This window comes from Hoeflea marina (genome assembly GCF_003182275.1).
Classification (GTDB): Bacteria; Pseudomonadota; Alphaproteobacteria; order Rhizobiales; family Rhizobiaceae; genus Hoeflea; species Hoeflea marina.
Genome location: NZ_QGTR01000001.1, coordinates 171,699 through 194,332, shown reverse-complemented (window position 1 = coordinate 194,332; position 22,634 = coordinate 171,699). Strand labels below are relative to the sequence as shown.

Below are 22,634 nucleotides of genomic sequence, written 5' to 3'. Positions count from 1 at the left end.
AAGCCGATGAATTGCGTCAGTTGGCCGCTGCGGTGGCCGGCGCTGGGACGTCCGATTCCATCTTGCAGTCCTTCAGCCACACGTCGTAGACGGCATGGTCGACTGCGTTGAGGCCGGGGGAATCGGCGAACATCCAGCCGGTGAAGAGGCGACGGATCTTGCGGTTGAGCGTGATCTCGTCCACCTCGACAAATGTGTCGGTCTTCGGCGCCTCCGTATCGTCTCGCGAATAGCACACGCGCGGCGTCACCTGCAGCGCTCCGAACTGCACGGTCTCGCCGATATAGACGTCGAAGGTGGTGATGCGGCCGGTGATCTTGTCGATGCCGGAGAAGACGGCGACCTTGTTGGAGATCCGCTCGGCCTGAACCGGCGCGGCCATGGCCAGCACCAGGGCGGCGGAGGCGGCCAGGCATAGGGAGCGCCGCAGGCTGAAGCCGTTCATCGCAGTCATCGTTTCACCCGTCTTGTTGCCGGCGGAAAGCCGGGCGCAGTGGTTCTTGCCGGACGGGCCCGGTGTCCCGTCATTCGGCGGCTCCGACATCGAGGCCCCGCAATCACATGCCGAATCGACATTCGGCGCAGCGGGACCCGCATGTCCCTGCTGCGATAGCGCCGAAATGTGGCCGGCAGATGCCCGTTGCAGGCTTCAATCAGGATTTGGGCGTCCAGGCGTCATAATCGCCCGTGACCTTCGGCCGGTGGCCCTGGTTGAGGATGGAGCCCGGCGGCCGGTAGGCCAGCGCCGTCCCCGTCATGTTGGGAACATGCGGCTTTTCCCATTCGCGCGCCACATAGGTCTCGCTGGCCGGAGAGACATCGGTGCGATGATGCATCCAGCCGTGCCAGCCGGGCGAAATGGTCGAGGGATCGGATGCCGCGGGATAGATCACCCAGCGCCGCGTGCGGCCCTCGGAGTCGCTGCCGCCCTGATAATAGACATTGCCGTTGTCATCGCTGCCGACGCGCTGGCCATGGCGCCAAGTGTGAAACCGGGTGCCGATCGTCTGGCCGCTCCACCAAGTGAAGAATTGAAGCAGAAACGTCTTCATCGCGTCATCTCTCTTCCGCGTCTGGTCATGACCGCCTTATGGCCCGGGCATTGCCGGATGTCCAGCCACCCGGCCCGCCCGTCAGCCCAAAATCAGCTTGAAGCCGACATGGCTGGGCGAAAAACCCAGTCGCGCATAAAAGCGGTGGGCGTCCAGCCGGGCGGCGTTCGACGTCAGCTTCACCTGCCGCGCGCCCAGGGCGCGGCCGTCCGCAATGGCGTGGCGAATCATCGCCTCGCCCACGCCCTGGCCGCGGCAGTCGGACCTCGTATGCACGGCCTCGACCATCAGGCTCGACGCCCCCTGCCCGGTCAGGGTGGTCACCAGCGTCGTCTGGAAGGTGCCCAGCACCTCCCCGTCGCGCGTCGCCACATAGAGCGTGTCATTCGGGCTCGTCCGGATGCGGTCGAACGCATCACGGTAGCGCCCCGCATATTGCGGGTCGGTGCTGTCGCCATGGCCGCCGAGTTCATCGGAGGCGAACATGGCGACAATCGCCGGGATGTCGTCGGCCGTGGCCGTGCGGATGTGGATGTCGGTCATGAATCGTCCCGTGGTTTCATCAGGCTGCGCCGTGCAACGCAGCCTGTCACCGCGCACTCAATCGTTTCCACCTGGCCTGACGAAAAGCACGGCTCTTGAGACACGGCAACGCATACATGTTCGAAGACGGTGCAGCATGTCCATAGAGAAGCCCAGACAATCGTCGAACTTGTGCAGCGGCACTTGCAAAGACGCCATGGTTTCCGGCTGGGTCAGTCTCGGCCGGGAGGCAAGCACGGGTCAGTCTCGGTCATGCAGTCGCGAATGCGTGCCGCTCAGACGCCGAGCAGCTTTTCCATGACGACGGCCGGGATATTGCTCCCGGCGCCGCCGCAATCGGAGGTACGGCCCGCTTCCGCCATGCCGTGGGCGGTGTAGAAGCCGATGGCCCGGGCATTGGAGGGGTCGACCTCGAGCCGCAGCCGCGAGGCATCGGGGAAACAGGTCTCGATCTCGGCGAACAGGTCGCGGCCGATGCCCTGGCCGGTCAGGTCGGGATGAACATAGAGCTGGTGCAGCTTGACGGTCGTGTCTGCGGCGGCCCCCTCGCCGGCGGCGCGCGACATGGTGGCGAATGCCACGCCGCCGATGCGCTTGCCGTCGTCGGCCACCAGGTATTCGCCGTCGGGACGGCCCATATTGGCGGCGATCGCCTCGGGCGAATGCCACTCGGCAATCATCTCCTCCACCTTGTCCGGCCCGTAGAGCGAGACATAGGTGGCCCGCCATCCGGCGACCAGCACCTCGCGAACGGCGGCGACATCACGGACGGAGGCGGAGCGGACGAAGAACATCGCCTATTCGTCCACGATGCCGAGCTTGGCCTTGACCAGCGCCTGCACCGCCTGCGGGTTGGCCTTGCCGCCGGTGGACTTCATCACTTGGCCGACGAACCAGCCGGCGAGCGATGGCTTGGCCTTGACCTTTTCGACCTGGTCGGGATTGGCGGCGATGATCTCGTCGACCGCCTTCTCGATGGCGCCGGTGTCGGTGACCTGCTTCATGCCCCTGGCCTCGACGATCTCAGCCGGGTCGCCGCCCTCCGCCCAGACGATCTCGAAGAGGTCCTTGGCGATCTTGCCGGAGATGGTGCCGTCCTTGATGAGATCAAGAATTCCGCCGAGCTGGGTGGGGGAAACCGGAGTCTCTTCAATGCCTTTGCCGGCTTTGTTCAGGGCGCCCAGGAGGTCGTTGATGACCCAGTTGGCGGCCTGCTTGCCGTCGCGGCCCGAGGCCAGCTCCTCGTAATAGTCGGCGATCGCCTTCTCCGAGACCAGGATCGAGGCGTCGTAGACCGACAGCCCCATCTCGGCCACCAGCCGCGCCTTCTTGGCGTCGGGGAGTTCCGGCAGGTCCTTCCTCAGGTTCTCCACATAGGCGTCGTCGAATTCCAGCGGCAGCAGGTCCGGATCGGGGAAATAGCGGTAGTCGTGCGCGTCTTCCTTCGAGCGCATCGAGCGCGTCTCGCCCTTGCCCGGGTCGAACAGCCGCGTCTCCTGGTCGATCGTGCCGCCATCCTCGAGGATGGCGATCTGGCGCCGCGCCTCGTAGTCGATCGACTGGCCGACGAAGCGGATCGAGTTGACGTTCTTGATCTCGCAGCGGGTGCCGAACTCGCCGCCGGGCTTGCGCACCGACACGTTGACATCGGCGCGCATCGAACCCTCGTCCATGTTGCCGTCGCAGGTGCCGAGGTAGCGCAGGATCGACCTGAGCTTGGTGACATAGGCCTTGGCCTCGTCGGCCGAGCGCATGTCGGGCTTGGAGACGATCTCCATCAGCGCCACGCCGGAACGGTTGAGATCGACATAGGACATGGTCGGGTGCTGGTCGTGCATCGACTTGCCGGCGTCCTGCTCGAGATGCAGCCGCTCGATGCCGATCTCGACGTCCTCGAACTGACCCTGGCGGTCGGGACCGACGGAGATGATGATCTTGCCCTCGCCGATGATCGGATCCTTGAACTGCGAGATCTGGTAGCCCTGCGGCAAATCGGGGTAGAAATAGTTCTTGCGGTCGAACACCGAGCGCTTGTTGACCTGCGCGTTGAGCCCCAGGCCGGTGCGCACCGCCTGCGCCACGCATTCCTCATTGATGACCGGGAGCATGCCCGGCATCGCCGCATCGACAAGGCTGACATTGGTGTTGGCCGAATTGCCGAAAGTCGTCGAGGCGCCGGAGAACAGCTTCGAGTTGCTCGTCACCTGCGCATGCACCTCGAGCCCGACGATCACCTCCCAGTCACCGGTGGCTCCGGCGATGAAGCGCTTGGGTTCGGGCGTGCGGGTGTCGACGAGGGTCATGGCAGGCTCTTTTCATGGGAGTGGCGTCCCTGTCCGGTAAAACAAAGCGCCCGCGACTGCAAGGCTTATGCGCCACGCGGACGCCCGTTGCGGCGCAGACCCCTCTATTCCGGCGGGTCGACCCGGATCGAGTCGTCGTAGCTGAAGACCTCGACATGGCGCTCCTTGCTGATGCCGGGCAGGAAGGACGTCTGGAAATCCGTCATCTCCCAGCGCGCCACCTGTTTGCTTGCCGGGTCGAGCCAGACCTTGTCGCTCTCGGCGAACCACATCGGCGCCGCCGCCTTGTTTTCGGGCGGCAGCCGGGAAAACTCGTAGTGCAGATAGGTCCGGCCCTCGAGCTCGACCTCGCCGAGACAGACCGTGTTGCCGAGCGCCGCAATCTGGCGCGCCTTGCTCTCCTCGTAGGCCGCCTTTCGGTCCGGCGGAAATGTCGAGGGATACGGACTCGGGCTCCACGGGCCCTCCATCGTCGGCCCGGTCCAGACCTCGCGGTCGACCACCAGGCCGAAGGGGCCGCCGCGGTTGCCGGAGATGGTCTCGAACGGAGTCTCGACGATGTTGTCGAAGACCAGTTGCTGCTTGCCGTCCTCGCCGTAGACGGTCTTCACGCTGCGATAGGGCTTGCGGCTGAACCCATCCATCTCGCCGGCAAACAGCGCCCTGAACTCGTCAAGGCAGGCATCCGCCCGCGCCGCCGGCACGCCTGCAGCGACTGCGGCGACCATCGCGCCGCATAAGATCCCCGCTCTTGCTCTCATCTCCGTTGCCCTTCTGCTGCCGGAAGCGGATCCCGCCGCGCGCGGTTCATTCGCAGTCGGCATATTAGCAGCCGATCAGCCTTCGGCAACCGCGGATTGACCGCTTTCGGACGCCCCGACCGGCAACCGGCGGGCATTCGTCTTGACCGAAATCAAGGCGCCGACCTGCGCCGACGCCAATGATGGGTGACAATGTCAGGAGAGAGCCATGCAGATTGTCAACTTCATCACCCGGCTCATGCACCGGGCCGACCGGTTCGAGGCCATGGTGGTCAGGCTCGGTGTCGGCGACGAGCTTGAGCGGCTTTCCGACCGTTCAGGCGTGGTGGATCGGGCTGTCGATCGCTGCCTGGGCTGTGATCAGACCGGACCGTGCCAGCAATGGCTGGATCAGAACGAGACAGCTCCTGCCGCACCGGACTATTGCCCGAACCATGATCTGTTCGAGCGGTTGATGAAAGTCTCCACTGCCAGCCGGACGGCTGCAACGACCCCCTGAGCCGCGTCGTGCCACATCCTGCCCTGCGGCCGAAAAGCGGTTCCAGCGCCGAAGTGTGACAGGACGGGACAGTTGACGCTGATGGCGGCGCCCGGGCCGACACGGGACCATTTCCAGACGAAGTGAATTCACTTCGTCGTGGGAGAACGCGACAAATCAGACGTTTAGAGCGCCTCTGCGATCCCGTCAAAGGCGGAGGCGCTCGAACGCTGACCGCCTTCGCCCCGCCGTCTGCAGTCTGGCGCCAGCGCAAGACTTGACGGCGACACTATCCGAGATGGGCAAGCAGCAGCTTCACCCGCGCTGCTTCCTGCGGCGAACTAAAGAATTCACGATATATGTCAATGTTTACCTTTTATTGACCATAGGCCCCCGTTTCCGGGGATCGTCATGGGTGAACGCACCCATTTTCAACACAAAGTCCTGCTGAAAGTCGATGATTGGACATAAGGATGTTCCGAAGCCCCGGCCACCCTGCCGGGGTATTCTCGTTTTGAATTTCGCGCTGGATACCGATGAGAGACACGAAAGACATCGTCGATGGCGAGGATCTGCTCAACGCCAATCTCGAGGCGTTGTCGGCGGCGGCCAGCGCCCACGAGGTGTTGCATCGTTTCAAGCGTGTCGTCCAGCTCATGGGCTTCGGCGGCTGCGCCGTCTATGCGATGCCGCCGGTGAGCACGGCGCGGCTGCACCCGCACATGATGATCACGTCCTGGTCGCCGGAGACGCTCAAGCGCATTGATGACGGCAAGCTCACCAGCTCGATTCCCTACCTCATTCACCTGCAGCAATCGACTCTGCCCTTTGTCTGGCATCTGGATGACCCGCATCTGGTCGCATCCGCGGAGGATGATGCGGCCCTGCGCGCGCTCTGCGCGGAATTCGGCATCACCACCGGGGTCGATTTCTCGGTGCATGATCCGCTGGGCAACCGCTACCTGGTCACCATCGCCGGCAGGCGCGACGCGGCGACGACCAATGAGGTCGGCATCCTGCACCTGATGTCCGTCCACGCGGTGAACGGCCTGTTCTCGATCATGAGCGCCGAGATGGGCTCGATGCCCTCGCTGACCAACCGCGAACTCGAGTGCCTCGACTGGACGGCGGCGGGAAAGACCTCCAGCGAGATCGCCGCCATTCTCGACCTGTCGGAATACACGGTGAACCACTACATCGCCGAGGCATCGCGCAAGCTCGACTGCGTCTCGCGCACCCAGTCCGTGGCCAAGGCGTTCCGGCTGCGGCTGATCAAATGACGATGCCGGTTCCGTCTCGCAAAACCGCGGGATAGGTGTCACCCTGCGCGGGAGAGGTGATTCCATCCCATGACGCCATTTGACAGCCTGAAGCGACTTCTCGACCTTTTTCGCGCCCCCGGGAGCGCCGCGGACAGCGCCGCGGATGCCGACGGCGAGAGACGGCTTGGCCAGGTCGCGGCGATCGCGCTCCGGAGCGAAAAAGGTGTCTGCGAGATCCTGCTGGTGACCAGCCGCGACACCGGGCGCTGGATCGTGCCCAAGGGCTGGATCGAACCGGGCGAGGACGGCGCAAAGGCGGCGCTGCGGGAAGCCTGGGAGGAAGCCGGGATCCGGGGGGACATCGCCTATGGCGGGCCGATCGGGCAGTTCTCCTATGTCAAGCAGCGCACCCGGCGCGGCGACGTCACCTGTACCGTCGACGTCTATCTGATCAGTTCGGTGCGCACCGACAAGGAGTGGCCGGAAAAGAACCAGCGCATCCGCAGATGGTTTCCCGTCGCCATCGCCCTGGATATGATCGGCGACGTCGGGCTCAGGCCGGTGGTGCGCCAGGCGGTGCTGATCCACAAGGCCGCCTGAAGCGCGCATGCGGGCGTGCTTCCGGCGGCACCGCGCTCCGGCAGGAGGCTGGCCCGGGACCGGCGAATCCCGAATCCCTGCCAGCCCGGATTGCAAGGCTTAATTCGCCGCGTCGGCGGAAATTATTTTCCCCACCCCCGAAAATTACCCGGTGTTTTCAGCGGATTCGCGCCGGAGCGGCGGAATCCCGGGCATGTAGCGCCAACAACCCCTTGAAAACCGGGGGATTGGTTTGTCCCCGATTTCCACAGAGCCGTGCACAAGATATGGTGTTCATGTTCGTGTCACAAACAACCCCTTGACGCTTGCGACCGAGTCGCCCCTAATAGGGTCACGTTGCGGCGGCGGCGCGACTGGAATGTTTCGTTTCCCAGTCAAAACCTTCACAATCAGGCGAATTCAGGCCTAACAGGTGGCAAAAACCATCGGTTGGATCGTGGACGGATTTTGCTGAAAAAGTGGCCGCGGGGCAAAAACGGGGCTGGCATGAATAACTTGTTAACACTATATTTAGTGTTTGCAGCCAACCTGAGCACAAGATAGAGGATTTCCCGAAACGGGAATCACCAAGAGTGACCGAGTAAACAACTGGCTGCGCAATGAGTGCGCCGCCTGCGGAAAATTTTGTGCCGTCATGCGAGGACCGCAGGCGGCCGGGGCAAAAAGTCGAGGATATTATGCGCATTGAACGCCGGTTCACCAAGGTCGGACACTCAGCCTATGCGGACATCGCGTTCCGCAAGGCGACCAGCGAAATCCGCAACCCGGACGGCTCCGTGGTCTTCCGGCTCGAGAACATCGATGTGCCGGTGCAGTTCAGCCAGGTCGCTGCCGACATTCTGGCGCAGAAATATTTCCGCAAGGCCGGCATCCCGGCGCGGCTGAAGAAGGTCGAGGAGAATTCGGTCCCGTCCTGGCTGTGGCGCTCGGTCGCCGACGAGGAGGCGCTCGCCGCCCTCCCCGCCGCGGAGCATTACGGGCCCGAGACCGATGCCCGCCAGGTCTTCGACCGGCTCGCCGGCACCTGGACCTACTGGGGCTGGAAGGGCGGCTACTTCAATTCCGAGGAAGACGCCCGCACCTTCATGGACGAGCTCGCCTACATGCTGGCCACCCAGCGCGTGGCGCCGAACTCGCCGCAGTGGTTCAACACCGGCCTGCACTGGGCCTACGGCATCGACGGTCCCGGCCAGGGCCATTTCTACATGGATCCGTTCACCGGCAAGTTGACCAAGTCGCTCTCCTCCTATGAGCACCCGCAGCCGCATGCCTGTTTCATCCAGTCGGTCGAGGACGATCTCGTCAACGACAACGGCATCATGGATCTGTGGGTGCGCGAGGCGCGGCTGTTCAAGTACGGCTCGGGCACCGGCTCCAACTTCTCGCATCTGCGCGGCGAAGGCGAAAAGCTCTCGGGCGGCGGCAAGTCGTCGGGCCTGATGAGCTTCCTCAAGATCGGTGACCGCGCCGCCGGCGCCATCAAGTCGGGCGGCACCACCCGCCGGGCGGCCAAGATGGTCGTCGTCGACGTCGATCACCCCGATATCGAGGCCTACATCAACTGGAAGGTCAAGGAAGAGCAGAAGGTCGCGGCACTCGTGACCGGCTCGAAGATCGTCGCCCGCCACCTCAAGGCCATCATGAAGGCCTGCCTCAACTGCGAGGCCGACAACGACGCCTGCTTCGACCCGAAGCTCAACCCGGCGCTCAAGCGCGAGATCAAGGCCGCCAAGCGCGACCAGGTGCCGGAGAACTACGTCAAGCGCGTCATCCAGTTCGCCCGCCAGGGCTACACCGACATCGAGTTCAAGACCTATGACACCTACTGGGATTCGGAAGCCTATCTGACGGTTTCGGGGCAGAACTCCAACAACTCGGTGTCGATCAAGGACGACTTCCTGCGCGCGGTGGAAACCGACGGCGACTGGCACCTCACCGCCCGCAAGGACGGCAAGGTGATGAAGACGCTCAAGGCCCGCGACCTGTGGGAACAGATCGGCCACGCCGCCTGGGCGTCCGCCGATCCGGGCCTGCATTTCAACACCACCATGAACGACTGGCACACCTGTCCGGCGGCGGGCCCGATCCGCGCCTCCAATCCGTGCTCGGAATACATGTTCCTCGACGACACGGCCTGCAACCTCGCCTCGCTCAACCTGTTGCAGTTCAAGGACGCCGACACCAAGCGCATCAACATCGGCGACTACGAGCATGCCGTCCGGCTCTGGACCATCGTGCTTGAGGTCTCGGTGATGATGGCGCAGTTCCCCTCGCGCCAGATCGCCGAACTCAGCTACAAGTACCGCACGCTCGGCCTCGGCTACGCCAATATCGGCGGTCTCTTGATGACCACCGGGATTCCCTACGACTCCAGGGAAGGCCGCGCCATCTGCGGCGCGTTGACCGCCATCATGACCGGCGTGGCCTACGCCACCTCGGCCGAAATGGCCGGCGAGATCGGCGCCTTTGCCGGCTACAAGGACAACAAGAAGAACATGCTGCGGGTCATCCGCAACCATCGCCTGGCAGCCCACGGCCTGTCGGAGGGCTACGAGGGCCTCTCCGTCAACCCGGTGCCGCTGATCCATGCCGACTGCCCGGACCAGGAACTGATCACCCACGCCACCCGCGCCTGGGACCTGGCGCTCGAACTCGGCGAGAAGCACGGCTACCGCAACGCCCAGACCTCGGTCGTCGCCCCCACCGGCACGATCGGCCTGGTGATGGACTGCGACACCACCGGCATCGAGCCCGACTTCGCGCTGGTCAAGTTCAAGAAGCTCGCCGGCGGCGGCTACTTCAAGATCATCAACGGCGCCGTGCCGGAAGCCTTGCGCACGCTCGGCTATTCGGAAGCCCACATCGCCGAGATCGAGGCCTATGCGGTGGGCCACGGCAACCTCAACCAGGCACCGGCCATCAATCCCGGCTCGCTCAGGGCCAAGGGCTTCACCGACGAGAAGATCGAGGCGCTCAACGGCGCCACCAAGGCCGCCTTCGACATCAAGTTCGTTTTCAACAAGTGGACGCTGGGCGAGGACTTCTGCAAGTCCGTGCTGGGTCTCACCGACGAGCAGATGGCCGATTTCAGCTTCGACATGCTCTCGGCCATCGGCTTCTCGAAGAAGGACATCGAGGCCGCCAACATCCACATCTGCGGCGCCATGACGCTGGAAGGCGCGCCGCATCTCAAGCTCGAGCACTATCCGGTGTTCGACTGCGCCAATCCCTGCGGCAAGATCGGCAAGCGCTACCTGTCGGTCGAATCCCACATCCGCATGATGGCCGCCGCCCAGCCTTTCATCTCGGGCGCCATCTCCAAGACCATCAACATGGCCAACGAGGCCACCGTCGATGACTGCAAGAACGCCTACATGCTGTCGTGGAAGCTGGCGCTGAAGGCCAACGCGCTCTACCGCGACGGCTCCAAGCTCAGCCAGCCGCTCAACTCCTCGCTGATCGAGGACGACGAGGACGAGGATGACGCAGCCGAGGCCTTCGCCGAGATGCCGATTGCCGCCCAGGCGGTTGCCGTCACCGAGAAGATCGTCGAGCGGGTCATCGACCGGCTCTATCGCGACCGCGAGAAGCTGCCCAACCGCCGCAAGGGCTACACCCAGAAGGCCGTCATCGGCGGCCACAAGGTCTATCTCCGTACCGGCGAGTTCGACGACGGACGCCTGGGCGAGATCTTCATCGACATGCACAAGGAGGGCGCGGCCTTCCGGGCGATGATGAACAACTTCGCCATCGCCATCTCGCTCGGCCTGCAATACGGCGTGCCGCTGGAGGAATATGTCGAGGCCTTCACCTTCACCAAGTTCGAGCCGGCCGGCATGGTGCAGGGCAACGACGCCATCAAGAACGCCACCTCGATCCTCGACTACATCTTCCGGGAACTGGCGGTCTCCTACCTCTCACGCCACGATCTGGCCCATGTCGACACCTCCGACTTCGGCAACACCGCGCTCGGCAAGGGCATTTCCGAGGGCAAGGCGCAGCCCTTCTCCAAGGGCCTGACCCGCGGCGCCTCGCTCAAGGTGGTCAATTCGATGAGCCCGGGCGAGCCCAAGGGTCACGCCGGCCAGGGCCCCTCCTCGGGCGCCTCGGTGATCAAGGCGGCGTTCCCGGCCTCGAAGTCCGGCAACCTGGCGCTCAAGCCGGTCACCGCGCTCGACATCGATGCCGACGACACGGCGCCGGTGGCCTTCAAGCGCGACTACGAGGAGCGCGCCGAGGTGCTGGCCGCCGAGATCGCGGTGGTCGAGGGCGAGGCCGAGGCGCTGTTCTCCGACATCGCCGCCGACGAGGCCCGCGACGCCAAGGCCAAGGCCGCCGACCGCCGCGCCAAGTCGCTGATGCAGGGCTACACCGGCAACATGTGCGGCGAATGCCAGAACTTCACCATGGTGCGCAACGGCACCTGCGAGAAGTGCGACACCTGCGGAAGCACGAGCGGCTGCAGCTGAGGCGACATGATTGAACAGACGAAATCAGCCCGGGGCGTGAGCTCCGGGCTGATGACGTGTGCCGGAACGACGACCCCGTCCCCGAAGCTTCCGGCAGCGTCGACTACATCGCCGCCTGACAACAGTGGCTGGTGTACTGATATCCCTCTCACCTGCATTTTCCAGCCTTGGCTGCGTTAAGCCGCTGAAATTGCTGCCTCTTGCGCCTAGGGGAGATGGGAAATGCGGACAGCGCCACTCGTCCCACCTCTCCCTTGGTGGGAGAGGATACAAAATCGCGGTCTTGGACCGCAGGGCCAAGTCGCAGATTTTGTTGGTGAGGGGGCCGGTCAGCGCACGAATACCCCTCACCTGAAAAATCTCGCACTTGCCGCTTCGCGCCAAGCTGCAGATTTTTCTTCCTCTCCCACAAGGGGGGAGGACAATTTCAGCGCCCCTCTCCGGTGTTCTGCAACTCTGCCAAAATGGCACGGCACACGCCCTCCGCATTGGTCAGCACCTCGTCGTTCCAGAACCGCAGCACCCGAAATCCGTCGGCGCCGAACACTGCGTCGCGTCGGACATCGCGCTCGGAATCGGCATGCTGATGGCCATCCACCTCAACGATCAACCGCGCCTCGAAGCAGACGAAATCGAGGATGTATCCCCTCAGCGGCACTTGGCGGCGAAACTTGAAGCCTTCGAGCTGGCGGTCGCGCAACGCCTGCCACAGGATGGCTTCCGGCCGCGTGGCATCCGCGCGCATAGCGCGGGCGCGGCTGCGGTGGACCGGCGGCGGATTGTGGCGCATGGCTCTCTCCGATCGGCAAGAATAGCACCAATCGGCCGCACGGCAATTCGGAGCCTGCGGGGCGCCGTCATGTTCGGCGCCTACAACGACCCCCTCACCTGCAATTTCTAGCGCTTAGCTGCGCTAAGACGCTGAAATTGCTTCCTCTCCCACCAATGGAGAGGGGGTCGCGCCGCGGGTTCCGCATATCCACCTCACCCTTGGTGGGAGAGGATACAAAATCACAGCCTTGGACCGAAGGGCCAAGCTGTAGATTTTGTTGGTGAGGGGGTCCGGCATCCGCAATATGCCTCCCCCACAATTTCTGCCGCGAGATTGCACCAAGGCGCTGAAACCGCGTCCTTTCAACTTCGCCGATGGGTCACCGCAAGGGGGGAGAATGGCTCCGGGCCTGGCCAAACGCCGGTTTCGGCCGCGCAAGGATGGCCTCACATTTCAGGGTGACGGGGCGGTGAATTCCTTGCTATGATTCGCATCCGCTCCGCGAGGCCGCCATGACCGACACTTTTCCGCTTTCCGCCGCACGCAGCGCGCCCGACCTGGAGGCGGCGCGCGAGCTGTTCATCGAGTACACGGAGAGCCTCGGCGTCGATCTCAGGTTCCAGAACGTCGATGCGGAACTGGCGGATCTGCCGGGGAAATACGCCGAGCCGGACGGCATCATCGTGCTCGCCCACGGTCCCTTCGGCGAGGCGGTCGGCTGTGCCGCGCTCAGGCCGCTCGACGAGCCGGGCTGCTGCGAGATCAAGCGGCTCTATGTCAGGCCGCAGGCGCGCGGCGCGGCGCTCGGCCGTCGGCTGGCGCTGGCGGTGATCGCGCATGCCCGCCGGCGGGGCTACGAGCGCATGCTGCTCGACACGCTGCCCGGCATGAACGCCGCGCAGGGCCTCTACCGCGATCTCGGCTTCGGTGCGATCGAGCCCTATTACGACAACCCGATCCGCGACACGGTGTTTCTGGAGCTCAGGCTGTAGCGCGCGACCATGCCGCCGATCCGCGCCCCGGGCTGCGGCTTTTCACCGAACCGCCGCAGAACTCGGGACTGCCGATCGGTCGCGGTGCGCTCCGCCAAGCGAAAGCCGGTTCCCCGGAGTGGCCCTACGCCGCCGGCGTCTCCGCCGCGCGCCGCGCGAAGTGCTGCCGCGACAGCGCCGCAAGGATGGCCTCGGCAACCTCCTCCGGCGCCTCCTCCGCCATGTGGTGGCCGGAATTGATGCCGCGGCCGGCCAGCTTCGTCGTCCACGGACGCCACACCGCCAGCACGTCGCCGTAGAGATACTCGAGATCGTCGTGCAGCGACCACAGGACCGTGGTCGGACAGCGGATGCGGCGGCCCGCCTCGCGGTCGGCCGCGTCGATGTGACGGTCAAAGGCGAGTCCGGCGCGATAGTCCTCGATCATGCCGTGGACCACATGCGGGTCGTTGATGGCGCGCAGATAGTCGGCATAGGCCTCCTCCCCCATCTGCTCGGGCGAGGCGCCGTACCAGCGCTCCGGATCGGCCAGGATCGCTCGCTCCGGCTTGTCGGGCTGGGCGAAGAAGAACCAGTGCCACCATGCCGAGGCAAAGCGCTCGTTGCAGCGCTCCAGCGCCTCCACGACCGGCACGCCGTCCATGATGACGAGATCGGTGACGTGGTCGGGATAGTCGAGCGCGGTGCGGTAGGCGGTGTCGCTGCCGCGGTCATGGCCGGCGACGGCAAAGCGGTCGAAGCCGAGCGTGCGCATCAGTTCGACACAGTCCTGCGCCTTGGCGCGCTTGGAAGACCCGGCATGGTCCGGCCGGTCGGCCGGCACGGTGGAACGGCCGAAGCCGCGCAGGTCGGGACAGACCACCGTGCAGTGCCGGGCCAGAATCGGCGCCACCTTGTGCCAGGTGGCATGCGTGCGCGGGTGGCCGTGCAGCAGCAGCAGCGGCGGACCCGATCCACCGTGGCGTACCTGCAATACGGCGCCGGAGAGCGCCACCCTGTCGAGCCTGAATCCTTCGAACATGCGCAGACAATCCGCTCGCCGGGCAAAGGTTCCGCGGCGCCGATATCCGGCGACAGATGATGACACGACGGCGCGGATAAGCCATAAGGACAGCGGTCCTGCAGCCGATCACGGACATCAACCATGGCGGATTCGATACATCTCCTGCGCGCCCTCGGTCTTGCCATCGCCCTCGGCCTGACCGCGATATCCGGCGCGCCCAGCGCGGCCGAGACGGTGACGCTCAAGGTGGGCTACGGTCCCGGCGGCGGCTTCGACACGGCCGCCCGCTTCGTGGCGGAGCATCTCGGCGCGCATCTGCCCGGCCATCCCGAGGTGGCGGTGCAGAATGTCGACGGCGCCGGGAGCCTGAAGCTGGCCAGGATGCTGGCCGGAACCGAGCCGAAGGACGGTTCGGTCATCGGCCTGATCAATCCCTCGCTGGTCATCGCCACCGTGACCGACCCGGGGCTCACCGGTTTCGACGCCAACAGCCTCAACTGGATCGGCAGCCTCAGCGCCTCGCCGACGGTATGCTTGGTCGGCAAGGCCAGCGCGATCGCGAGCGTGGACGAGTTCCTCGGCGGCGAGTTTCTCCTCGGGGCGAGCGGCAAGGCCAGTTCCAGCTATGTGATGGCGGCGCTGGTGAAGAATTCGCTGCACGCGCGCTTCAGGCTGGTGACCGGCTTCAAGGGCAGCGCCGAAATCAATCTGGCCATCGAACGCGGCGAGATCGAGGGCTGGTGCGGCACGTCGCTGACCTCCTACCATGCGACGGGCGCCGAGCGAACCATGCGGCTGATCGGACGCCTGGACTTCTCGACATCCGGCGAGACCGCAGACTTGCCGGCGCTGCTCGACCGGATTGCCGATGGGGTCGACCGCGACGCGGCGGGACTGGTCATCGGCTACCTGGCATTCCAGCTGCCGCTGGTCCTGCCGGCTGGCACGCCGCCCGACATCGTGGACACGCACCGCAGGGCCTTTGACGCCATGATCGCCGACCCGGCATTCGTGGAGGCTGCGCTGCGCCGCGATATCCGGCTGTCGCCGAAGAATGGCGCAAGCGTCGAGGCCATCGTCCGAGGGCTGACCGATGCCAGTCCGGCGATCGTGGCCCGGGCGGCGGAGCTCATCAGATAGACCCCCGCGCGCGCCGTTGCCCGGGCCCCTTCCCCTCCTCACACCGATGGATCAGCCGATGACGACAAGCCTCCAGGAAATGATGCGCTCCAGCCTGCGGGCATCCCTCGCCCTGCTTTTTCTGTCCGGTCCGGCGTGGGCCGAGGGAGCGGTGACCCTGAAGATCGGCTATGCGCCCGGCGGCGGCTATGACGCCGTCGGCCGCCTGGTGGCCGACCATCTCGGCGGGTTCCTGCCCGGCCGTCCGGACATCGTCGTGGAGAATGTCGACGGCGCCGGCAGCCTGAAGCTGGCCAAGCTGATGGCCGGAAGCGAGGCAGCCGACGGCAGCGTGATCGCCCTGGTCAACTCCTCGGTGACAATCGCCACGGTGACGAGGCCGGAACTGGCCGATTTCGATGCCCGGTCCTTCAACTGGATCGGCAGCATGAACGATACGCCTTCGTTGTGCGTGGTTCCCAATGCGAGTCCGGTCAGGAGCGTCGAGGAGCTTCTCGCCGCCGATCTCATTGCCGGGTCGACCGGCAAGACCAGCGCAACCTATGTCATGGCCGCGCTGCTCAGGAACGCGCTCGGCGGCAGGTTCAAGCTGGTCACCGGTTTCAAGGGCGGAGCGGAAGTCAACCTGGCAATGGAGCGTGGCGAGATCGGACTGCGTTGCGGCTATTCGCTGACCTCGTTCCAGGCGCTCGGCACCGGGCTGCTGCGGCCGGTCGGGCAATGGACCATGAATGTCCCCGAGACGACCCGGGACCTCCCCTCCTTCCTGGACCTGATCGAGGATGCGGCCGACAGGAAGGCCGCCGAACTGGTCATCGGCAATCTCGCCTTCGACAACCCGCTGCTGCTGCCGCCCGGCACGCCGCAGGCGACGGTCGATGCCTACCGTGCCGGCTTCGACGCCATGGTCGCCGATCCGGCGTTTCAGGCCGACGCCGCCGGACGGAACATCGAGCTGTCGCCCAAGCCCGGCGAAAAAGTTGCCGAAATCATCGATTCCCTGGTCAGCGTCGACAAATCCGTCATTGCCCGCGCCGCGGAACTGGCGCAATAAATGGAAAGTCGGCACCGCGTCCGGCCGGCCGGCCGTCCAACCAACCCACCGGGAATATGATGAAATCCTCGTTTTTCCAGACGATGCTGACCGGGCTCCAGGCGGCGATCGGCGTGCTTGTCCTGACTGCTCCGGCGCTTGCCGAGGGAAGCGTGACGCTGAAGGTCGGCTACGGTCCCGGCGGCGGCTACGACCTGATGGCCCGCTTCGTGGCGGAGCATCTGGGCGGGTTCCTGCCGGGCCATCCCGACATCGTCGTCCAGAATGTCGACGGCGCGGGCAGCCTGAAGCTCGCCATGATGATGGTCGGATCCGAACCGAAGGACGGCTCGGTCATCGCGCTGATCAATCCCGTGGTGGCATTCGCCACCGTCTCGACCCCGGAGCTTGCCAGTTTCGACGCCAATTCGCTGGGCTGGATCGGCAGCCTGTCTGGCTCGCCGCAGCTCTGCACCGTCAGCAGGAACAGCCCGATCGAGACCGTGGAGGATTTCCTCGGCCGGGACTTCATTCTCGGGGCGAGCGGCAAGTCCAGCACCACCTATGTGATGGCGGCGCTGGTCAAGAACGCGCTCCACGCCAGGTTCAGCCTGGTGACGGGATTCAAGGGCCTGGCCGAGATCGGTCTTGCCAGCGAACGGGGCGAAATCGCGGGAAGCTGCGGCAATTCGCTGACCGCCTACACTGCCGGAGGCCTGTCGCAGACCAACCGCATCATCGGACAATGGGCACTTGAGGTGCCAGAGAGCATGAAGGACATTCCGTCCTTTCTCGAGTTGATCACCGACCCGGTGGATCATGCGGCGGCGAAACTCATCGTCGACACGCTCCGCTTCCAGCATCCGCTGCACCTTCCGCCCGGCACCCCGCCAGACATCGTGGAGACCTACCGCAAGGCATTCGACGCCATGGTGGCCGATCCGGGCTTCCGGGCGGATGCCGCAAGTCGCAAGCTCGTGCTCAACGCCAAGTCCGGCGAGACCGTCGCCGGGATCGTCAGGGCGCTGACGGGCGCCGACAAGGCCGTCATAGACAGGGCCGGCGAACTCAGCAAATAACCCCCATCCAATTCAGGAGCGCTGCCCTTCGATGGACGCATGGACCACCGCCATTGCCGGAGTGACCGAGCCCTTCACGCTGCTGATGCTGGTCTGCGGCGTCGTCGTCGGGCTGGTCATCGGCGTCATCCCCGGCCTCGGCGGCATTTTCGGCATGGCGCTGCTGGTGCCGCTGACCTACACGATGGACAGCTACGCCGCCTTCGCCCTGCTGCTCGGCATGGGCTCGGTGATCACCACCTCCGACACCATCCCCGCGGTTCTGATCGGCGTGCCCGGCAGCATCGGCGCCATCGCCACGGTGGAGGACGGGTTTCCGCTGGCGCGGCAGAACCAGGCGGCGCGCGCCTTCGGCGCCGCCTACAGCGCCTCGCTGATCGGCGGGCTGTTCGGCGCGCTGGTGCTGGCGCTGTCGATCCCGGTGATGCGGCCACTGATGCTGCTGCTCAAGTCCCCCGACTTCCTGGCCATATCGCTCTTCGGCCTGTTCTTCGTGGCGATGCTCGCCGGCCCGCAGCCGCTCAAGGGCGTCATCGCCGCCCTGGGCGGCGTGCTGATGTCCTTCGTCGGCATCGACGACCAGTCGGCCGTCGCCCGCTTCACCTTCGGCACCCTGTATCTCTGGGACGGGCTGCCGATCGGCATCGTCTTCCTGGGTCTGTTCGGGCTGCCGGCGCTGATGGACCTGTCGCGGCGGACCTCGATATCGGGTGCGACGGCATCCATGCGCCCCTCCTCGATGCTGGTCGGCCTCAAGGACACGCTCAGGGAATGGAGGCTGGTGCTGCAGTGCAGTTCCCTCGGCTCGATGCTGGGCGCCATTCCCGGCATCGGCCTGCCGGTGATCGAATGGGTCGCCTACGGCATGGCCAAGCGCGACCGCAAGGGTGGACCGGAGTTCGGCGAAGGCAACATCCGCGGCGTGATCGGGCCGGAAAGCGCCAACAACGCGAAGGAAGGCGGCTCGCTGATCCCGACCATCGCCTTCGGCCTGCCGGGGTCGGCGACGATGAGCATCCTGCTCGGCGCCTTCATGGTGCAGGGCCTGGTGCCGGGTCCCGCGATGATGACCACCAATCTTCCCATCACCTATTCGCTGATCCTGTTCGTGGCGCTGGCCAACATCCTGGGTGCCTCGCTGTGCCTCGGCCTGACCAACCCGCTGGCGCGCATCGCGCTGCTGCCGAGCACGATCATCATTCCGGTCGCGCTGGTGTTCGTCACGCTCGGCGCGTTCCAGACCCATGCGAGCTTCGCCGACATCGTTGTGCTGGTCGGCTTCGGAATCCTCGGCCACTTCATGGCGCAGGGCAACTGGCCGCGGGCGGCGTTCTCGCTGGGATTCGTGCTCGGCCCCAGCATCGAGCGCTATTTCTTCCTGTCCTACCAGATCGTCGGCACCGACTGGATCTACCGACCGTCGATCCAGGCTCTGATCCTTCTCGGCGGCGCCTTCGCCATCCGCAAGACGCTGGCCTGGCGGCGCGCGCGCCGCGCTGCCAGCGCGCCTGGCGCCCACAGGATTTCCGACATGGTGGCGATCGCGCTGCTGAGCGCTGCCTGCATCTTCGTGATCGTCGACACCTGGTCCATGCCGGACGGGGCGCGGCGGTTTCCGACGTTCACCGCCATCCTGCTGCTTGTGGTGGTCGCCGCGCTCGCCTGGCAGATGTTCCTGCGCGACCGGCCGCGGGCACCCTGGGCTTCTGACGCGACGGCGCGGCTGGCCCGCCGCAACGAGACCATGAAACGCATGCTGGTGCCGGTTCATTGCGTGCTCTTTGCCAGCCTGGTGATGCTCGCCGGACTGGTGGTGGCCGTGCCGATCTTCGTGCTCACCGTGATCTGGTCGCGCAACAGGCTTGCCGAACAGCCCACCGGCCGGGCGGCGGCTGTCATCGCCGCACTGTCAACGACGGCGCTGAGCTACGGGATCTTCGGCTGGCTGATATCGGTTCCCTGGCCGCGGCCGCTGCTTTGGTTCTGATCCGTCCAGTGGCGGCCGCTCCCGCTACAGCATCGCCGCAAGCTCGCCGCGCAGCAGCTTGCCGTTGACGTTGTAGGGCAGCCGACTGACGAGACGGATGATGCGCGGGCGACGGTCATAGGACAGGAGCTGCATGCAAAGCGCGTGGAAATCCGCCTCCTCGCCGCTGGCCGCCACGATGAAGGCGGCGATCTCCTGGCCATAGGACGGATCGTCGATGCCGGTGACCCCGATATCGGTGATCCGCGGGTCACGGCGCAGCAGGTTCTCGATTTCCTGCGGCGCGACATTGACGCCGCCGCGCACGATCATGTCGGCCTCGCGACCTAGGATCGTCAGGAAGCCCTCGTCGTCCAGCATGCCGACGTCCCCCGGAATGCCCCAGCCTTCGCCGCGCCGCTCGGCAATGGCGCCCGGGCGGACGTCCTCGATGACATCGTCGGCCAACCAGGGCGTGATGATCTTGATGAGGCCCGGAACATTGCGCCCCAGCGGCCGCAGCGTTTCCGGATCGACAATCTCGAAGCCGACGCTCGCGACGGCGCGGCCGACGGTCTGGGGATGGGTGAGCACGTCGGGTCCCGACAGCAGCGAGACATTGCCGGTCAGACCAGTGCCGTAGCTCATCAGGTAGCCGTTGGAGAGATGGGTGTAGGCGCCGATCTTGTCCTCGGCCGAGGCCGGCCCGCCGATGCTGCGCAAGGAACTCAGCCGGGAAAAATAGGGCGTCGACCGGGGTCCGATTTCACGGAGCATGTTGCGGATCAGCGGCGGCGGCAGCGCCACCACGCTGGCCCGGCTGGCGTCGATCATCTCGATGAGCTCACCGGTGCTGAACAGCGGCGGACCGAAGCGGACCACGCCGCCGGACAGCAACGCGCCGGTCACCATGTTGCGGGTGGCGGAAAAGGCCAGCGTCATCGGCGTGAAACTTCGCGCCCCTGCCGTTTCCCTGCTCGCCAGCCGAACCAGCATCCGGCCGGCCATGCGCCGGTGGGACTGGACATATGTCTTGGGCAGCCCGGTGGTGCCGGACGAGAACGCCAGATAGGCCGGCACGTCGTTCAATTCGGCGTTCGACGCGTACGCCGCATCGACAGCGGCTCCCTCGCACCAGGCCTCGTTCCAGATCAGGCTCTCATACCCCTCGGCGCCGGCCGGCCGGCGCGGCTCGACGACCACATGCGCCCCGACCAGCTCTGAGATCTGCCGGCGCTGCCCCGCCGGGCTGCGGAAATCCATCGGCACCGGTGTCGCCGCCAGATGCCAGCAGGCCAGAATGCAGGTCAGCGCATCATCGCCGGCCGGCAGGCAGATGACGGCCCGGCCGCCCTTGCCCAGACCGGCGGCGGACAGCACGCGGGCGACGCCGGCGGCGCGGCGCAGCAGATCGGCGCCGGTGAACATGCGCTCCGCGGTCTCGACCACGACATCGCCGCTGCGCGCCGACAGCGCGCGGTACAGCCTTGTCCCCAGGCCGGCATCTTCGGTCTGTGCTGCAAATTCCATCTCTATCAAACTCCAGCATACGGATCGTTGCATCCGGCGGCCGTCCTGCACCGCCGGAAAGACGCGCTGCTCGGGGCAGAGCTGCCGCGAGCCTGATGGCGCCGGGAAGGCGGAAGCCGTAACACCCATCCCGCCGCTTTCCGAGGGCGCATATGCGCTATTCCCTCAGCGGTTGCAAGAAGTCAGGAACGGATCCAGTATGCAGGAGGGCTGCTTCCGGATCTCGGGCCAGGTGACATCGGCTGCTCGCCGCTGCATAATGGCGGAGCCCTCCGAGCCGATCACCGAGGATGTCGTGCCTTCATTTCCTGCCTGTCCTCCACATTGCCACAGTCCGTACCGCCCCGCCGGAGGATCGGCCCGTTCATCGCGCGCCCGAGAATCGTCGAGGCGTCAATTCCGGGCGGGTTCCGGCGCGCGCCATGTTCGCACAGGGAAAGCCGCGGGACCTGCGTCAGGGGCGCTTCGGGCCGAACCGCCCGGCGCACCATGGCGCTGCGTGCCATGCCATAACGCACAGCCCGAGATCGTCTGATCGTCCAGCAGACAACTCCCAGAACCTGAATCCCGGTTCCTTCATTTCCAGACCGAAGAGGTGAAATGCAATGAGACTGATCCGGAATACCTGCCATGCCCTCCGCACCGGCCTGGCGGCCACGGTCCTGGCCGCAGCTTTCCCGGCCATCGCCGGAAACGCCCTCGCCGCCGACCCGGTCACCCTCAAGGTCGGGTTCGGGCCGGGAGGCAGCTACGGCGCCATGGCGCAACTGGTGGCCGAAAATCTCGGCGCCCACCTGCCCGGCAATCCCGGCATCGTGGTCCAGTATGTGGAGGGCGCAGGCAGCCTGAAGCTCGCCAAGATGATGGCGGCCACCGAACCCGGCGACGGCTCGGTGTTCGGCCTCGTCAATCCGTCGGTGATGGTGGCGACCGTCACCGACCCGGCGACCGCCGACTTCGACCCCAATGCGTTCCACTGGATCGGCAGCCTCGCCGACACGCCGCTGCTCTGCGTGGTGCGCAAGGACAGCGCCATCCGGACTGCCGACGACCTGCTCGAGGCCGACGTCATCCTCGGCTCGACGGGAAAGGCCAGCGGCAGCTACATGCTGGCCAACATGATCAAGCAGACACTGGGCGCCCGCTACACCGTCATCACCGGCTTCAAGACCGCGCCGGAGGTCAACATCGCCATGGACCGCGGCGAGATCGAGGGCTGGTGCGGCATCACGCTCTCCTCCTTCATCCAGGCCAACTCCGAGCGCAGCCAGCGCATCGTCGCGCAATGGGCCTACAAGGTCCCGCCGGAGATCGCGGACATCCCCAATTTCGTCGAGCGGATCGAAGAGCCTCGGGACCGGGCCGCGGCCGAACTTCTGACCAGCCACCTGAAATTCCAGCTGCCGATCTTCCTGCCGCCGGGAACGCCGGAGGCCACGGTGGCCGAATTCCGGAAGGCCTTCGACGCGATGGTCGCCGACCCCAGGGTTCTCGAGGAAGCGCGCAAGCGGCATTCGGACATCGCGTCGAAACCCGGTACCGACGTGGCGGAGACGGTCCGGGCGATAACCGCCGCAGACACGGCAACCGTCGAGCGCGCGGCGGAACTCAGCCGCTGACCGCGGCGGCCTGGCCGAGGCCGCCGGTCGGC

19 protein-coding genes are annotated in these 22,634 nt (G+C 65.6%); 10 read left to right on the top strand and 9 right to left on the bottom strand.

Annotated features, from left to right (window positions below; all coding sequences use genetic code 11):
* Window positions 1-16: 16 nt before the first annotated feature.
* The 6 genes from DFR52_RS00975 to DFR52_RS00950 all read right to left on the bottom strand — a co-directional run bounded on the left by DFR52_RS00975 (window position 17) and on the right by DFR52_RS00950 (window position 4,626).
* Complete coding sequence (locus DFR52_RS00975; RefSeq protein WP_110031054.1) at window positions 17-445, bottom strand: DUF2155 domain-containing protein; 429 nt, start codon at window positions 443-445, stop codon at window positions 17-19.
* A 208-nt stretch (window positions 446-653) separates the two neighbouring features.
* Entirely contained in the window at window positions 654-1,052 is a 399-nt protein-coding gene (locus tag DFR52_RS00970) for an NADH:ubiquinone oxidoreductase subunit NDUFA12 (RefSeq protein WP_110030069.1), read from the bottom strand.
* A gap of 81 nt (window positions 1,053-1,133) precedes the next feature.
* Window positions 1,134-1,595, bottom strand: a complete 462-nt coding sequence (locus DFR52_RS00965; protein ID WP_110030068.1) for a GNAT family N-acetyltransferase — start codon at window positions 1,593-1,595, stop codon at window positions 1,134-1,136.
* 275 nt (window positions 1,596-1,870) lie between these two features.
* Window positions 1,871-2,389, bottom strand: a complete 519-nt coding sequence (locus DFR52_RS00960) for a GNAT family N-acetyltransferase (protein ID WP_110030067.1) — start codon at window positions 2,387-2,389, stop codon at window positions 1,871-1,873.
* A 3-nt stretch (window positions 2,390-2,392) separates the two neighbouring features.
* Window positions 2,393-3,898: an Asp-tRNA(Asn)/Glu-tRNA(Gln) amidotransferase subunit GatB gene (gene gatB / locus DFR52_RS00955; protein ID WP_110030066.1), complete on the bottom strand. Its 1,506-nt coding sequence runs from the start codon at window positions 3,896-3,898 to the stop codon at window positions 2,393-2,395.
* A gap of 104 nt (window positions 3,899-4,002) precedes the next feature.
* Window positions 4,003-4,626, bottom strand: a complete 624-nt coding sequence (locus DFR52_RS00950; RefSeq protein WP_110030065.1) for a hypothetical protein — start codon at window positions 4,624-4,626, stop codon at window positions 4,003-4,005.
* A gap of 241 nt (window positions 4,627-4,867) precedes the next feature.
* Between DFR52_RS00950 and DFR52_RS00945 the strand changes: the two genes are divergently transcribed.
* The 4 genes from DFR52_RS00945 to DFR52_RS00930 all read left to right on the top strand — a co-directional run bounded on the left by DFR52_RS00945 (window position 4,868) and on the right by DFR52_RS00930 (window position 11,468).
* The gene (locus DFR52_RS00945; protein WP_110030064.1) at window positions 4,868-5,158 is read left to right on the top strand and encodes a DUF6455 family protein; all 291 of its coding nucleotides are present in this window, start codon (window positions 4,868-4,870) and stop codon (window positions 5,156-5,158) included.
* 515 nt (window positions 5,159-5,673) lie between these two features.
* Window positions 5,674-6,417: a helix-turn-helix transcriptional regulator gene (locus DFR52_RS00940; RefSeq protein WP_110030063.1), complete on the top strand. Its 744-nt coding sequence runs from the start codon at window positions 5,674-5,676 to the stop codon at window positions 6,415-6,417.
* A 69-nt stretch (window positions 6,418-6,486) separates the two neighbouring features.
* Window positions 6,487-6,999 (top strand): NUDIX hydrolase, encoded by a 513-nt coding sequence (locus tag DFR52_RS00935; RefSeq protein WP_110030062.1) that lies wholly within the window; start codon window positions 6,487-6,489, stop codon window positions 6,997-6,999.
* A gap of 677 nt (window positions 7,000-7,676) precedes the next feature.
* A complete protein-coding gene (locus DFR52_RS00930) occupies window positions 7,677-11,468 on the top strand; it encodes a vitamin B12-dependent ribonucleotide reductase (RefSeq protein WP_110030061.1) in 3,792 nt (1,263 codons plus the stop codon).
* Window positions 11,469-11,895: 427 nt separating this feature from the next.
* Here the strand turns inward: DFR52_RS00930 and DFR52_RS00925 are convergent, their stop codons facing one another.
* Complete coding sequence (locus DFR52_RS00925) at window positions 11,896-12,258, bottom strand: endonuclease domain-containing protein (RefSeq protein WP_110030060.1); 363 nt, start codon at window positions 12,256-12,258, stop codon at window positions 11,896-11,898.
* A 494-nt stretch (window positions 12,259-12,752) separates the two neighbouring features.
* On the opposite strand from DFR52_RS00925, the gene DFR52_RS00920 reads away from it, so the two are divergent.
* Window positions 12,753-13,232 (top strand): GNAT family N-acetyltransferase, encoded by a 480-nt coding sequence (locus DFR52_RS00920; RefSeq protein ID WP_110030059.1) that lies wholly within the window; start codon window positions 12,753-12,755, stop codon window positions 13,230-13,232.
* 124 nt (window positions 13,233-13,356) lie between these two features.
* Here the strand turns inward: DFR52_RS00920 and DFR52_RS00915 are convergent, their stop codons facing one another.
* Window positions 13,357-14,253 carry an alpha/beta fold hydrolase gene (locus DFR52_RS00915; RefSeq protein WP_110030058.1) on the bottom strand — a complete coding sequence of 299 codons (897 nt, stop codon included), beginning with the start codon at window positions 14,251-14,253 and terminating at the stop codon, window positions 13,357-13,359.
* Between the two features lie 123 nt (window positions 14,254-14,376).
* Between DFR52_RS00915 and DFR52_RS00910 the strand changes: the two genes are divergently transcribed.
* From DFR52_RS00910 to DFR52_RS00895, 4 genes are read left to right on the top strand one after another with little or no spacing between them, the layout of a single operon-like run.
* Window positions 14,377-15,375, top strand: a complete 999-nt coding sequence (locus DFR52_RS00910) for a Bug family tripartite tricarboxylate transporter substrate binding protein (RefSeq protein WP_110030057.1) — start codon at window positions 14,377-14,379, stop codon at window positions 15,373-15,375.
* A gap of 58 nt (window positions 15,376-15,433) precedes the next feature.
* Window positions 15,434-16,429 (top strand): Bug family tripartite tricarboxylate transporter substrate binding protein, encoded by a 996-nt coding sequence (locus tag DFR52_RS00905; RefSeq protein ID WP_158284822.1) that lies wholly within the window; start codon window positions 15,434-15,436, stop codon window positions 16,427-16,429.
* 59 nt (window positions 16,430-16,488) lie between these two features.
* Complete coding sequence (locus DFR52_RS00900) at window positions 16,489-17,487, top strand: Bug family tripartite tricarboxylate transporter substrate binding protein (RefSeq protein ID WP_110030055.1); 999 nt, start codon at window positions 16,489-16,491, stop codon at window positions 17,485-17,487.
* Window positions 17,488-17,518: 31 nt separating this feature from the next.
* Window positions 17,519-19,474 (top strand): tripartite tricarboxylate transporter permease, encoded by a 1,956-nt coding sequence (locus DFR52_RS00895; RefSeq protein ID WP_110030054.1) that lies wholly within the window; start codon window positions 17,519-17,521, stop codon window positions 19,472-19,474.
* A 24-nt stretch (window positions 19,475-19,498) separates the two neighbouring features.
* Here DFR52_RS00895 and DFR52_RS00890 read toward each other — a convergent pair whose 3' ends face one another.
* Window positions 19,499-20,983: a class I adenylate-forming enzyme family protein gene (locus tag DFR52_RS00890; protein ID WP_158284821.1), complete on the bottom strand. Its 1,485-nt coding sequence runs from the start codon at window positions 20,981-20,983 to the stop codon at window positions 19,499-19,501.
* Window positions 20,984-21,588: 605 nt separating this feature from the next.
* Here DFR52_RS00890 and DFR52_RS00885 point away from each other — a divergent pair.
* Window positions 21,589-22,602: a Bug family tripartite tricarboxylate transporter substrate binding protein gene (locus tag DFR52_RS00885; RefSeq protein WP_110030052.1), complete on the top strand. Its 1,014-nt coding sequence runs from the start codon at window positions 21,589-21,591 to the stop codon at window positions 22,600-22,602.
* Window positions 22,603-22,634: the final 32 nt, after the last annotated feature.

What these genes read in the sequence shown, in the direction of transcription:
- DFR52_RS00915 (WP_110030058.1), bottom strand. Translation starts at nt 14,253, where the DNA reads ATGTTCGAAGGATTCAGGCTCGACAGGGTGGCGCTCTCCGGCGCCGTA.
- DFR52_RS00895 (WP_110030054.1), top strand. Translation starts at nt 17,519, where the DNA reads ATGGACGCATGGACCACCGCCATTGCCGGAGTGACCGAGCCCTTCACG.
- DFR52_RS00905 (WP_158284822.1), top strand. Translation starts at nt 15,434, where the DNA reads ATGACGACAAGCCTCCAGGAAATGATGCGCTCCAGCCTGCGGGCATCC.
- DFR52_RS00940 (WP_110030063.1), top strand. Translation starts at nt 5,674, where the DNA reads ATGAGAGACACGAAAGACATCGTCGATGGCGAGGATCTGCTCAACGCC.
- DFR52_RS00890 (WP_158284821.1), bottom strand. Translation starts at nt 20,983, where the DNA reads ATGGAATTTGCAGCACAGACCGAAGATGCCGGCCTGGGGACAAGGCTG.
- DFR52_RS00930 (WP_110030061.1), top strand. Translation starts at nt 7,677, where the DNA reads ATGCGCATTGAACGCCGGTTCACCAAGGTCGGACACTCAGCCTATGCG.
- DFR52_RS00970 (WP_110030069.1), bottom strand. Translation starts at nt 1,052, where the DNA reads ATGAAGACGTTTCTGCTTCAATTCTTCACTTGGTGGAGCGGCCAGACG.
- DFR52_RS00950 (WP_110030065.1), bottom strand. Translation starts at nt 4,626, where the DNA reads ATGGTCGCCGCAGTCGCTGCAGGCGTGCCGGCGGCGCGGGCGGATGCC.
- DFR52_RS00965 (WP_110030068.1), bottom strand. Translation starts at nt 1,595, where the DNA reads ATGACCGACATCCACATCCGCACGGCCACGGCCGACGACATCCCGGCG.
- DFR52_RS00910 (WP_110030057.1), top strand. Translation starts at nt 14,377, where the DNA reads ATGGCGGATTCGATACATCTCCTGCGCGCCCTCGGTCTTGCCATCGCC.
- DFR52_RS00945 (WP_110030064.1), top strand. Translation starts at nt 4,868, where the DNA reads ATGCAGATTGTCAACTTCATCACCCGGCTCATGCACCGGGCCGACCGG.
- DFR52_RS00975 (WP_110031054.1), bottom strand. Translation starts at nt 445, where the DNA reads ATGAACGGCTTCAGCCTGCGGCGCTCCCTATGCCTGGCCGCCTCCGCC.
- DFR52_RS00925 (WP_110030060.1), bottom strand. Translation starts at nt 12,258, where the DNA reads ATGCGCCACAATCCGCCGCCGGTCCACCGCAGCCGCGCCCGCGCTATG.
- gatB (WP_110030066.1), bottom strand. Translation starts at nt 3,898, where the DNA reads ATGACCCTCGTCGACACCCGCACGCCCGAACCCAAGCGCTTCATCGCC.
- DFR52_RS00960 (WP_110030067.1), bottom strand. Translation starts at nt 2,389, where the DNA reads ATGTTCTTCGTCCGCTCCGCCTCCGTCCGTGATGTCGCCGCCGTTCGC.
- DFR52_RS00900 (WP_110030055.1), top strand. Translation starts at nt 16,489, where the DNA reads ATGAAATCCTCGTTTTTCCAGACGATGCTGACCGGGCTCCAGGCGGCG.
- DFR52_RS00885 (WP_110030052.1), top strand. Translation starts at nt 21,589, where the DNA reads ATGAGACTGATCCGGAATACCTGCCATGCCCTCCGCACCGGCCTGGCG.
- DFR52_RS00920 (WP_110030059.1), top strand. Translation starts at nt 12,753, where the DNA reads ATGACCGACACTTTTCCGCTTTCCGCCGCACGCAGCGCGCCCGACCTG.
- DFR52_RS00935 (WP_110030062.1), top strand. Translation starts at nt 6,487, where the DNA reads ATGACGCCATTTGACAGCCTGAAGCGACTTCTCGACCTTTTTCGCGCC.